The sequence below is a fragment of the Nonomuraea angiospora genome, from assembly GCF_014873145.1.
GTDB classification, from domain to species: Bacteria; Actinomycetota; Actinomycetes; order Streptosporangiales; family Streptosporangiaceae; genus Nonomuraea; species Nonomuraea angiospora.
Genome location: NZ_JADBEK010000001.1, coordinates 682,865 through 694,707, shown reverse-complemented (window position 1 = coordinate 694,707; position 11,843 = coordinate 682,865). Strand labels below are relative to the sequence as shown.

13 protein-coding genes are annotated in these 11,843 nt (G+C 70.0%); 8 read left to right on the top strand and 5 right to left on the bottom strand.

Translation table 11 applies throughout. From position 1 onward, the window contains the following. Positions 1-87: 87 nt before the first annotated feature. The 5 genes from H4W80_RS03115 (at position 88) to H4W80_RS03095 (ending at position 4,411) form a co-directional block, all read left to right on the top strand. Entirely contained in the window at positions 88-1,302 is a 1,215-nt protein-coding gene (locus H4W80_RS03115) for an FAD-dependent monooxygenase (RefSeq protein ID WP_192783667.1), read from the top strand. 226 nt (positions 1,303-1,528) lie between these two features. Then, a complete protein-coding gene (locus H4W80_RS03110) occupies positions 1,529-2,158 on the top strand; it encodes a cysteine hydrolase family protein (protein ID WP_192783666.1) in 630 nt (209 codons plus the stop codon). A 167-nt stretch (positions 2,159-2,325) separates the two neighbouring features. Continuing rightward, a complete protein-coding gene (locus H4W80_RS03105; protein ID WP_192783665.1) occupies positions 2,326-2,493 on the top strand; it encodes a hypothetical protein in 168 nt (55 codons plus the stop codon). Positions 2,494-2,682: 189 nt separating this feature from the next. Next, on the top strand, positions 2,683-3,570 hold the full coding sequence (locus H4W80_RS03100; protein WP_192783664.1) for a hypothetical protein: 888 nt from the start codon (positions 2,683-2,685) through the stop codon (positions 3,568-3,570). 175 nt (positions 3,571-3,745) lie between these two features. Beyond that, positions 3,746-4,411, top strand: coding sequence for a DUF4097 family beta strand repeat-containing protein (locus tag H4W80_RS03095; RefSeq protein ID WP_192783663.1), 666 nt, complete (start codon positions 3,746-3,748; stop codon positions 4,409-4,411). A 298-nt stretch (positions 4,412-4,709) separates the two neighbouring features. Here the strand turns inward: H4W80_RS03095 and H4W80_RS03090 are convergent, their stop codons facing one another. Next, positions 4,710-5,186, bottom strand: coding sequence for a DUF488 domain-containing protein (locus tag H4W80_RS03090; protein ID WP_225963210.1), 477 nt, complete (start codon positions 5,184-5,186; stop codon positions 4,710-4,712). A 77-nt stretch (positions 5,187-5,263) separates the two neighbouring features. Further along, on the bottom strand, positions 5,264-5,659 hold the full coding sequence (locus H4W80_RS03085; protein WP_185078401.1) for a RidA family protein: 396 nt from the start codon (positions 5,657-5,659) through the stop codon (positions 5,264-5,266). Between the two features lie 137 nt (positions 5,660-5,796). Here H4W80_RS03085 and H4W80_RS03080 point away from each other — a divergent pair, with 137 nt between their 5' ends. Then, on the top strand, positions 5,797-6,825 hold the full coding sequence (locus H4W80_RS03080) for a helix-turn-helix transcriptional regulator (protein WP_192783661.1): 1,029 nt from the start codon (positions 5,797-5,799) through the stop codon (positions 6,823-6,825). A 100-nt stretch (positions 6,826-6,925) separates the two neighbouring features. Here H4W80_RS03080 and H4W80_RS03075 read toward each other — a convergent pair whose 3' ends face one another. After that, positions 6,926-7,666, bottom strand: coding sequence for a VOC family protein (locus H4W80_RS03075; RefSeq protein ID WP_192783660.1), 741 nt, complete (start codon positions 7,664-7,666; stop codon positions 6,926-6,928). Positions 7,667-7,698: 32 nt separating this feature from the next. Between H4W80_RS03075 and H4W80_RS03070 the strand changes: the two genes are divergently transcribed. Continuing rightward, positions 7,699-7,911, top strand: a complete 213-nt coding sequence (locus H4W80_RS03070; RefSeq protein WP_192783659.1) for a hypothetical protein — start codon at positions 7,699-7,701, stop codon at positions 7,909-7,911. Between the two features lie 34 nt (positions 7,912-7,945). On the opposite strand, the gene H4W80_RS03065 is transcribed toward H4W80_RS03070, so the two are convergent. Both H4W80_RS03065 and H4W80_RS03060 read right to left on the bottom strand, forming a co-directional pair. Beyond that, on the bottom strand, positions 7,946-8,659 hold the full coding sequence (locus H4W80_RS03065; protein ID WP_192783658.1) for an NAD(P)-binding domain-containing protein: 714 nt from the start codon (positions 8,657-8,659) through the stop codon (positions 7,946-7,948). A gap of 57 nt (positions 8,660-8,716) precedes the next feature. After that, positions 8,717-9,082 carry an ester cyclase gene (locus tag H4W80_RS03060; RefSeq protein WP_192783657.1) on the bottom strand — a complete coding sequence of 122 codons (366 nt, stop codon included), beginning with the start codon at positions 9,080-9,082 and terminating at the stop codon, positions 8,717-8,719. Positions 9,083-9,443: 361 nt separating this feature from the next. On the opposite strand from H4W80_RS03060, the gene H4W80_RS03055 reads away from it, so the two are divergent. Next, on the top strand, positions 9,444-11,822 hold the full coding sequence (locus tag H4W80_RS03055; protein WP_192783656.1) for an ExeM/NucH family extracellular endonuclease: 2,379 nt from the start codon (positions 9,444-9,446) through the stop codon (positions 11,820-11,822). Positions 11,823-11,843: the final 21 nt, after the last annotated feature.

Sequence of the window (11,843 nt, the reverse complement as noted above, 5' to 3'; positions counted from 1 at the left end):
AGAGACGGAGAGGCGCACGGGCAGTTCTGGCAAGGAGATTAGGAAATTTATTGCCAAGCATCTGGCAATGCTGTTACGGTTTTTGGCATGACGAACTCACGGCAACTCGCCAACCGCACCGTTCTGATCTCCGGCGCCAGCGTGGCCGGCCCCGCCCTGGCCTTCTGGCTGCGCCGCTACGGATTCACCCCCACCGTGGTCGAGCTGGCCCCCGCGCTGCGCGACGGCGGCTACAAGGTCGACCTGCGCGGCGTGGCCATGCAGGTCGTCGAGCGGATGGGCATGCTGGAGGCCGTACGGCGGGCAAGCACCGCCATCCGCGGCGGGTCGTGGGTCGCCGAGAGCGGCAAGCCGCTGGCCAACCTGGGCCCCGACCTCATCGGCATGCGCGCTCCCGGCGACGACGAGGTGATGCGGGGCGACCTCGCCCAGCTCCTCCACGGCGCGACCCGTGACAGCTGCGAATACCTGTTCGGCGACACGATCACCGCTCTGCACGAAGGCCCCGACGGCGTCGACGTCACCTTCCGCCACGCCCCGCCGCGCCGCTTCGACCTCGTCATCGGCGCCGACGGCCTGCACTCGACCGTACGCCGCCTGGCCTTCGGCCCGCCGGAGCGCTACGTCCACCCCCTCGGGATGCACGCGGCCGTCTTCACCGTCCCCAACCACCTCGGGCTCGACCACTGGGAGCTGCTCTACCCGACGCCCGGCAAGGTGGTGAACGTCTACGCCACCAGGCCCGACACCGCGAAGGCGCAGTTCGTCTTCCCGAGCCCCGCCGTCCTGCCCGACCGCTTCGACAGGGCCGCCCAGCAGCGCGTACTGACCGAGGCGTTCGCCGGCGTCGGATGGGAGAGTGACGCGCTGCTGCGCGCCATGCCGCACTCGCCGGACTTCTACTTCACGCCGGTCAGCCAGGTCCGCATGGACCACTGGTCCACCGGCCGGATCGCCCTGGTCGGCGACGCCGCCTACAGCCCGTCCCCGCTGTCCGGGCAGGGCACCAGCCTCGCGCTGGTGGGCGCGTACGTGCTCGCCGGCGAGATGAGCGCGGCGGCGGGCGACCACCGTGCGGCTTATGCCGGATATCGGGAAGCGATGCGCGAGTACGTGGATGTGAACGTGGCGCTCGGCGCGAGCAACGCCGCGCAGATGGTCGCGGGCAGCCCGCGGCAGATCAAGATGCAGACCACGATGATGCGGCTGGTCAACCGCCTACCGTGGAAGGACCTGGCGATGCGGCCGATCATGAAGCCGCTCAACGAGGCCGCCAACGCGCTCACGCTCGCGGCATACTGAGAGTGTCACGAAACGGCGGGCGGGCCGGCCTTGTCCGGCCCCTGCCGCCGGAGCTCGCTCTCGCGAACGGATCGCCAGAGGGACAAAAAGCTTGTCAAGACTCCGACCGCAACGTCCAGCGCGGTCCGGGACCCGGGTACACCACGGATGTGAACAGGCCTGCACCGATGCACGACACAGCCCCGTTGACCGCGGTGAACACCCCTGACACGAAACCTGCCGCGCGATGATCGGCACGTCCTACGAAGCCAGCCGGACCGGGCTCCTCCTGGTCGATCCCTACAACGACTTCCTGTCCGAGGGCGGGAAGATCTGGCCCCGGTTGAAGGAGATCGCCCAGCGCGTGGGGCTTCTGGACAATCTACGCGCAGTGGTCGCCGCCGCGCGAGAGGCCGGGATCCAGGTGTTCGTCGTTCCGCATCGGCAGTGGCAGCCCGGGGACTACGACGACTGGAGCCACCCCAATCCCACCCAGCGCGGGATCCAGGAGCGCCATTCCTTCGCGAAGGGCAGCTGGGGCGGCGAGTGGCATCCCGATCTCGCCCCCCGGGACGGCGACGTCGTCGTCAAAGAACACTGGGCACAGAGCGGCTTCGCCAACACCGATCTCGACCTGCTGCTCCGGCAGCACGGCATCACCCAGGTCATCATCATCGGCGTGCTCGCCAACACCTGCATCGAGTCGACCGGCAGGTACGCCATGGAGCTCGGGTACCACGTGACCCTGGTACGGGACGCGACCGCGGCCTTCACCGCCGAGATGCTGCACGCGGCTCACGAGCTGAACGGGCCGACCTACGCACACGCCATCCTGACGACAGCGGACCTCCTCACGGCAGTCCGGTCCGCTCAATAATCGAACAGCGACAGGCCACACCACGATCTGCCACCAAGGTCCCGGACCCGCCGCGCGACCCAATCGCCCCCGACCCGACCGGTCAACCCACCACCAGGACATGGCTCCGCGCCGCTCGGCATGGCATCCGCCGCTCGGCGTGACATCCGCCGCGTAACATACGCCACGTGACTTGGGCGCTCGGCGAGGCGGCGAACGCCGACGTACTCGCCGGGGACTTCGCGCAGCGGACTCAGCTGGTCGGCGCCGCTGTGGAGGTCAGGGGCGGCCCGCCGACGATGCCCGCCGGTGTCACGGTCCCCCGCCCGCAGCTCCTGGCCAAGAACAGGGTCTGACCTGCGCTGTTGCGCTCGATACAGGGTGTCTTGTGGTGTACCGACCCGCGGCATGAGACCTCAGCAGAGCACGCAGACCCACACCAGCCGATGGCAGTATTCGTCGAATGCGCGAGTCATGAATGACGCCAACGCGTTCTCCCGTGAGCTCCGTCGAGCCTTGGAGGGTTGACCATGTCGTCCGAATCCGTGGAAGCCGTGCTGGTGATCGTCGACCAGGGCGGTGCCGTGCTGTGCGACATGGCCGGCGGCGATCCGGCGCTGCCGCGGATGCGGTTCGACGGCAGGTGGCCGCCGATGGACAGCGAGCTGACCGATCGCGTTCGTCACGAACTCGGGCTGACCACGGTGGTCCTGGAGCCGTTGGACTTCACGACGGTGGTGCTGCTGGCGGCGGACCGGGCACGGCCGGTCTCCGCCGATGGGTTCGCGTGGCACGGTCATGATGCGGTGACCGGGCAGAGTCCGGTACTCGACCGACGGGCGGCACGATCCCGGCCGCCCGCCTCCGACTGGTTTCGGCCCGGCTGGTTCGAGCGAGCCGAGTCCTACATCGACGGGGAGATCAAGGCCGCCGGTCGCGTGCGGCTCGGTCCGAGCCGCCAGATCAAGCACTGGAGCATGTCCGCCGTGCTGCGCACGCCCACCGACCGGGGTGACCTGTACCTGAAGGCGGTCCTGCCGAGGCTGGCTCGCGAACCGGACATCACTCGATACCTGGCGTCATTGCGCATCGCGCCGTTCGCCACCATCACCGCGATGTCACCCCGTGACCGCTGGTGGCTCGCGGAGGACTTCGGCGCTGTGGACGGCTGGGCGGTCTCCAAAGAGCAGCGTCGCGCATGCCTGACACAGCTGGTCATGGTGCAGGAGACCATTCACCGTGGGGACGAGCTGATCGCCGCGGTGGTGGAGCTGATGAAGCTGATCGAGCTGGCCGACATCGTCGGACCGGATCACGACTTCAACTGGCTACCGATGACCTACGGCTGGGGCCGTCGGCTGCTGCACGCGGCCGACGACCCCAACCTGACCGTCAACGGTTGGCGAGAGCAGGGCTCATCGGCCGCACTCTAGATCGCGCCTCGCCGGACTCGGGCCACGATCGCGTCACTCGGCGTCCACCGCCGAGGCGCTCCCTGAACGCAAAGGGCCCTTTGTGTCAGCGGCGGCGTCAGGACGGCGACGGTCCGGCATCAGCGCGGTCGGCGATGCTCTGGACATCGAAAGAAACACCGCACAGGAGCACATCATGCAGAAGTTCGACACCCCCGCCGCGATCTCCGCCGTCCTGGACATCCCCTCGGGACGCCTGCAGTTCATCGCCGCCGACCAGACCGACACCACGGTCGAGGTCCGGCCCACGAACGCCTCCAAGAGCCGCGACGTGAAGGCGGCCGAGCAGACCACGGTCGCCTACGCCGACGGCGTCCTGCGCATCGAGACGTCCGCGGCCAAGAACCAGTACCTCGGCCCGTCCGGATCCATCGACGTGACGGTCAAGCTGCCCGCCGGCTCCCGCGTCGAGGCGAAGAGCGCCTGTGCCGAGCTCCGGACCGCCGGCCGCCTCGGCGACGTCGCCTTCGAGGGCGCGTACCGCCAGATCACGCTTGAGGAGACCGCGGGCCTGCGCCTCACCGCGACCGACGGCGACGTCGAGGTCGGCCGGCTGGGCGGCTCCGCCGAGATCAGCACCGCACGCGGCGACATCCGCATCGCCGAGGCCAGCGGCGGCAAGGTCGTGCTCCGTACCGAGTCCGGCGACATCTCGATCGCCGCCGCCGCCGGCGTCTCGGCCGCCCTGGACGCCGGAACCACCTACGGCCGCATCACCAACTCCCTCAAGAACGACGGCACCGCCGAACTCGACATCCACGCCACCACCTCCAACGGCGACATCACCGCCCGAAGCCTGTGACCCGCGGCCTCCGAAGGAGAGGCAGGCCAAGCCCGGTGACGACGAACGGCCCCGGTCCATCCATGCGGCCCGGGGCCGGACCCGAGTCAAGGGCCGCCCAGCACACCGGCGGAAACCCCGCGCTCGTCTACAGCGGGCCCATTGCACTTCAGCCGGGTGGGCCGCGCCCCCGCAAGGGACCCGCCCCGAATAGTGCTGGTCAGAGACCTGATGGCAGCACGGTCATGGTGGGGGCGGATGTTCTCCGGACGTGAACGAAGCCCTGCTCCGTAGCGGACACGTCTGAGGAATCCATCCGTCACAACGGCCGGAGGTGCTCGACCGTGACGCGGTGCTCCTCGGTCAGCCGCTGGGCGATCAACGAGCGGTGGCAGGCCTCAGGGTCGCGCTCGACACAGAGCAGCGCTGCGGTCCCGCCGCCCGCCAGCGCCGACACGATCGGCGCGAGGTCGGCGCGGGCGAGGATCTCGATGGTGTAGCGGCGGGTGTACTCGGCGGCGAGTTCGCGGCGCGAGCGCTTGCCGACCCCTTGGCGGTCATCCTCGGCGTACTGGAGCCGGCGTAACTCGGTGGTCGGGGCGAGCTCACGGTGGTGCTCGTACGCGATCCCGGCATGGGCGAGGGCCGCCTGCAGCCGGAGTGAGTTCGCCCAGGCGTACTCGGGTCCGCGCACACCGCGGCGCCGGCGTACGTCGAGCAGCAGGCGGACGTCCGCGTGCCGCAGCCTTTGCAGGAAGGACTCGCCGTCGAAGCCGTAGACGCCGATTGTCACCATTTTGAGCACCGGAAACCACCCACCTGCCTCCTACGCTCGCCGCCTCCGGCAGCCCTGCCGGAGGCGGCGAGGTCGCATCACGCGACGGCGGTTCCCTCGAGCTCGACCATCAGGTCGGGGATCGCCAGCCGGGTCACCCCGAGCATCGTGGTGGACGGCGCCACCCCGGCGGCGCCCAACCGCGACGCCAGCACGCCGTAGTGCTCGAAGAGCCGATCGACGTCGGTGGTGTAGACGTTGAGCCTGACGAGGTTCGCGAGGGACATGCCGGCCTCGCCGAGCACGGCCTCCAGGTTGTCGAGGCTCAGCGCCAGCTGCGCCGCCATGTCATCGGCATGCTGGGGCTTGCCCTCGCCGCTCATCGCGGTCTGCCCGGAGCAGTACAGGGTCCGGGTGTGCCCGGAGACGATCTCGCCCTGGTTGTAGCCCATCTCCACCGACCACGCCCACGGGTTGACCGCCGTTCGCTCCATTGCCACATCAGCTCCATTCGATTCGTCGACATCAGGTACGTGCATCGGCTCGGTAGCCGTCATCTTTGTTCGTCGCGTGGATAAGCCTCTCGGCAAATCACGACATCCTGTGTCGTGTATTTCGATAAAGTTCTCGTATGCGCGCCGACCGGTTGGTCTCGCTGGTGCTGCTGCTGCGGCAGCACGGCCGGCTGTCCGCGGCCGCGCTGGCCCGCGAGCTGGAGGTGTCCACCCGCACCGTGCTGCGCGACATCGAGGCGCTGTCCGCGGCCGGCGTCCCGGTCTACGCCGAACGCGGCCGGCACGGCGGTTTCGCGTTGTTGCCCGGTTTCCGGACCGAGCTCACCGGCCTGAATCACGACGAGGCCCTTGCCCTGCTGATCGCCGGGTCGCGGCGCGGCGCGCAGGCCTTCGGCCTCGGTTCGGCGCTCGCTTCGGCGATGCTCAAGGTGGTCGACGCACTGCCCGAGAGCTATCGGGACACCGCGGCCGGCGCGGCCGAGCGACTGCTCATCGACCCGGAGATCGACCTCCTCTCACGCCGGCTGGTCGATGAGGAGGTGCCTGACGCCGTGGTGGCCGAGGTCCGGCGCGCGGTGCTGGCCGGGCACAAGCTGCGCATCCGCTACGCGGCCGTGGGCCAGACCCCGAAGTGGCGCACGGTGGACCCGATCGGCCTGGTCACCGTACGCGAGCAGGGCTACTTGCTGGCCACGAGGTCTGGCGAGGACCGCACCTACCGGCTGTCGCGGGTCTTGGCCGCCGAGGAGCTCGCCGAACCCGCGCAGCGACCGGACCGGGTCGATCTGGACCGGGTCTGGCAGGAACGCAGCACGCGGTTTCGGACCGGCGGGGACCAGGTCATCGTGCTGGTACGGGTGCACCCGGCGCGGCGGGAGGACCTGGTGGGCACCGCGCTGGCCGTCCTCGCCGAAGAAGCCGACTCAGACGGCTGGCTGCGGCTGAAGGTGTCCTTCCAGGATTCGAGACACGCCGAATGGGCGCTGTGGCAGCTCGCCATGAGCGCGGAGGCCCTGGCCCCGCAGTGGCTGCGCGACTCCCTGCGCGACCGCGCCACGGCGATCGCCTCCCGCTACGAAGTGAGCAGTCCTTCCCCGCCAGCGCGTCCGGCGGGTACTGCTGCTCCAGGACTCCGCCGGGGGTAGCGGCTTCTCAGCGCCTGCGTAGCGGCCGTACGGCAGGTGGGCGGGCACCGGACGTCAGCGGCGGCGTGGGGCGGCGCATGCAGGCAGGGCAGGCACCGCGTCAGCCCGGGCCGAGGACGCAGAACTCGTTGCCCTCCGGGTCGGCGAGGACGATCCACGGGACGTCGCCCTGGCCGACGTCGGCGCGCGTCGCGCCGAGGGTCTGCAGCCGGGCCACCTCCGCCGCTTGCTCGTCACGGCGGTCCGGCGCCAGGTCGAGATGGACGCGGTTCCACACGGTCTTCGCGCCGGGCGTGGTACGGAGGAACTCGAGGTACGGCCCGACACCCTTGGCGGAGCGCAGCCGCGCATGATCGTCGGTCACCTCGTGGACGGTCCAGTCCACCGCCTCGCCCCAGAACCGGGCCATGGCCCGCGGGTCCGCGCAGTCGACCACGACCGCGGCGATCGGCCCGGTGTCCCGGTAGATCTCCCGAGGCTCCAGCACGCAGAACACGTTGCCCTCCGGGTCGGCCAGAACCGTCCAGGGGACGTCGCCCTGGCCCACGTCGGCGGGCGTCGCGCCGAGCTCCTTCAGGCGCGCGACCAGCTCCGTCTGATGGGCCGCGGAGGTGGTGGCCAGATCGAGGTGCACGCGGTACTTCACCGTTTCGGGGTCCGGGACGGTGACGACGTCGACGCAGACGGCCGTAGGGTCCGGCCAGACGAAGTCCACGGGTTCGACGTTGGTCACACCGGGTCCCTCGCTGGAGACACCCCAACCGAGGGCGTCGGCCCAGAACCGGCCGAGCGCCGAGTCATCCCGAGCCTTGAAGTTCACCTGAACGAGCTGCAACCCCATGCCGCCCACCCTATGCCCAGCAGATCATCAGGATGAACCGCGTACCTTCGGGCCCAGCTTGCGACCACGGGCCGGTCAGAGGCTTCGCCGAGCACGTCGAGCAGCTGGTGGACGTGCCGCGGCGGGGGGCGGGCCCTTGCCGGACCTCCTCACGGCGTACGCCGCCGCCCGGGGGCGGCCCGATCTCCTCGGGCCGCAGCCGCGAACGGCGGGAGCGCAGGAACTACTTCCCCGGCTCAGCGTGATGATCCATGCCGCCGGGGCCGGGTCATCATGGGCTCACATCTCCCGATACCGCTTCGCCGCCGCCAGCGCGGCACGCATCACGTCCGCGGTGACCGCCCGGCCCGGTCCGGGTCCGGCGTCCTCTTCAGTCGCGGCCAGGCTGTGGCTCTCGCCGAAGTACGGCCGGCTGTAGGCCGCCGTGTCGCGCTGGAAGCGCCAGCCTTCGGCGAGCGGGCCGGCGTCGAGCGTGTCGTACCCGATCGAGTCGAGGAAAGCGGTGACGGTCTGCTTGGCCTGCTCGTCGTCGCCCGCGATGGCGAGCACCGAACGCTCGGGGTCGCCGCTCGGACGGGCGAGCCTGCCGAGGTGGACGTAATAGATGTTGTTCATCGCCTTGACGATGCGCGAGGCGGGCAGGTGGGCCTGGAGCAGCTCGCTGGTCGTCGTGGTCTCGGCGTCCAGCTCGGGGATCCGGCCGTCCCGCTCGGGATAGTAGTTGTTCGTGTCGATGACGATCTTGCCGCGTAGCGGTTCGACCGGCACCGTGCGGTAGGCGTGCAGCGGGATCGTCACCACGACGATGTCCCCCGCCTGCGCGGCCTGGGCCGGGGTGGCGGCGCGGGCTCGCGGGCCGAGCTCGGCGACCAGGCCGGTGAGGGTCTCTGGGCCTCGGCGGTTGCTCAGGACGACGTCGTGGCCGGCGGCGACGGCGAGCCGTGCGACGGTGCCGCCGATCAGACCGCTGCCTATCAGACCGATCGTGCTCATGTTCTCGGTGTCTCCTGTCGTGCTCGTCTTGTCGGCTGTTATCTCGTTGTGGAGGTCTCAGCTCGGCCGCGTCGTGTAGCCGAGCCGCCCGGCCAGGCTCAGCTCCTGGCACATGAACCACAGGTCGGTGATCTTGCCCTCGTCGTCGAAGTGCGGCACGCCGATCTCGTCCCACTCCACGCGTTCGCCCGTGCCGGGCGCGCCGGCGAAAGTGCCGGAGTGCGGCGCGGTCATGTGGAACTGCAGCATCACGGTCGGGATCGCGTCCCCGGTGGCCGTGTACAGGTCGGCGAAACCGGCTCGGCGGATGGGAGCGTCTGGGGTGACGAGGGAACGGATGACGTCGAACCGGCCGTTCGGCATCGCGTCCTCCAGCAGCAGCCGGGCGTTGGCGATGTTGCGCTGCCCAATAATGTCGTTCATCTCGTTCCTCACTTCAGGTGACGGTGGCAGGCCCCCTGGGGCCGGCGCAGGGAGCGTCCAGCCGGGCTGTCCCGGGGCAGGTACGCGGCCCGCGGTCGCGTCGAGCCGCCGCATCTCCAGTCTGGAGCCGACAAGTGAGGTCTTCCCCCTCGAACCTGGCCCAGCCAGTCCCAGGCTCGGCCCGTCCGGATCCCGCCCCGGCAGATCGCCGTACTCGATCCCGAACGCCTCCGGCGCGTCGGACTGACAGCCCTCGGGCCCGTGACCGCCGACCGCCTACGCCGGATCAACGTCTGAAATTTCACGACCTATCCACGCTAAATACAGAGTTTTTGGCGTTTGTCGGTTTACGCTCCCCCGCATGCGTGTTAAGTCCCGGGCCACAGCGATCCTCGTCGCGGCCGGCATCGTCGCCGGTTCGATCGCAGCCCTGTCCGCACCCTCTTCAGCCGCGGCTCCCGGAACCGTGGTCATCAGCCAGGTCTACGGGGGAGGCGGCAACTCCGGAGCCCCCTTCACCAACGACTACGTCGAGCTGTTCAACCGCAGCGGCGCCCCGGTGTCCCTGGACGGCTGGTCCGTGCAGTACACCAGCGCCGCCGGCACCGGGAATTTCGCCTCCAACAAGGCCGGTCTCTCCGGCAGCATCGCCCCCGGCCAGTACCACCTCGTACAGCTCGCCGCCGGCACCACCCCCAGCGGCGCGCTGCCCGAGCCCGACAGCACCGGCTCCATCAACATGAGCGGCACCGCGGGCAAGGTGGCGCTGGTCCGCTCGGGCGACGGGCTGGCCTGCAACGGCTCCTCCACCCCCTGCGCCGACGCCCAGCTCGCGCTGATCGCCGACCTGGTCGGGTACGGCAGCGCGAACTTCTCCGAGGGCACCCCCGCCCCCGCGCTCACCAACACCACGGGCGCGTTCCGCAAGGGCGGCGGCTGCACCGACACCGACGACAACGGCGCCGACTTCGAGACCGCGGCCCCCGCGCCGCGCAACACCGCCACCGCCGCGGCCCCCTGCGGCGGCGGTGACCCGTCGCCGACCCCGACGGCCACCCCGACCGTCACGCCGACCCCCACCCCGACCCCCACGCCGACCGTCACGCCCACCGAGAGCTGCGACGCCGCGCCCACTCACCGGGTCTCCGAGGTGCAGGGGAACGGCGAGTCCAGCCCGGTCGCCGGTCAGAACGTCCGGGTCGAGGGCGTCGTCACCGGCACCTTCCAGGGCTCCGGCCAGCTCGGCGGCTTCTACGTCCAGGCCCTCCAGCCGGACGCCGACCCGGCGACCTCCGAGGGGCTGTTCGTGTTCTCCTCCTCGCCGGTCAAGGCCGGTGACCGGGTGCTCGTCTCCGGCAAGGCGATCGAGTTCAACGGCCTCACCGAGATCTCGCCCGCCAGCGCGGTGACCGTGTGCGGCACCGGCGTCGTCAAGCCGGCCAAGGTGAAGCTGCCGCTCAAGAAGGGCGTCACCTTCGAGCGCTACGAGGGCATGCTCGTCACGTTCAAGGGCGACCTCACCGCCTCCGAGATCTACAACCTCGCCCGGTTCGGCGAGATCACCCTCGCGGGCCGCGGCCGGCTGTGGCAGCCGACGGACCGCAAGGGTGTGGACACCGAGAAGGACGCGCGGCGCGCCATCCTCCTCGACGACGGCTCGAGCGTGCAGAACCCGCCCACCCTGCCGTACCACACCACGGGATCGAACACCGTCCGCATCGGCGACGAGGTCAAGGACCTGACCGGCGTCCTCACGTACGGCTTCGACGCCTACCGCGTCCAGCCGACCGAGCCGGTGGTCTTCAACGCTGAGAACCCCCGCCCCGCGAAGCCCGCCAAGGTCGGCGGCGACGTCCAGGTGGCCAGCCTCAACACGCTCAACTGGTTCACCACGCTCAAGTCCCGCGGCGCCACCACCGCCGCGGAGCGTGACCGCCAGCTCGCCAAGCTGGTCGCCAACATCACGACGCTCAACCCGGCCGTGGCCGGGCTGATGGAGGTCGAGCGCAACAACGACGTGGCGCTCAACACCCTGGTCGACGCGCTCAACGCCAAGGCCGGCGCCGGCACGTACAAGGCGATCACGCACCCCAACCCGGGCACCGACCTCATCCAGACCGCGCTGATCTACCAGCCGGCCAAGGTCACCCCGGCCGGTCCGGCGCGGTCGTCGTCCGACCCGATCTTCAACCGGCCGCCGCTGGTGCAGACCTTCACCAAGGCCGGCGGCAGCGGGAAGCCCTTCACCGTGGTGGTGAACCACTTCAAGTCCAAGGGCTGCACCGACGCCGACGGCCCGGCCGCCGGTGACGACGCCGACCAGGGCGACGGTCAGTCCTGCTACAACGCCAAGCGCGTCAAGCAGGCCAAGGCCGTGCTGGCCCTGAGCGACAGCCTCAAGCTGCAGAACGTGCTCGTCCTCGGCGACATCAACGCCTACGGCGAGGAGGACCCGATCCACGCGTTCGAGGACGGCGGGCTGACCAGCCTGAGCAAGACGTACGTCAAGAAGGACGACCGCTACAGCTACGTCTTCGACGGCCTGTCCGGCGAGCTCGACCACGTGCTGGCCGACAGGAAGGCGAGCAAGCTGGTGACCGGCGCCACCATCTGGCACATCAACTCCGACGAGGGCCGGTTCATGGACTACAACACGGAGTTCAACCCGCCCTCCCTGTACGCGCCCGACCCGTTCCGCTCCTCCGACCACGACCCCCTGCTGGTGGGCCTGAAGCTCTGAGATCGTCCGCGGGCCGCGGCG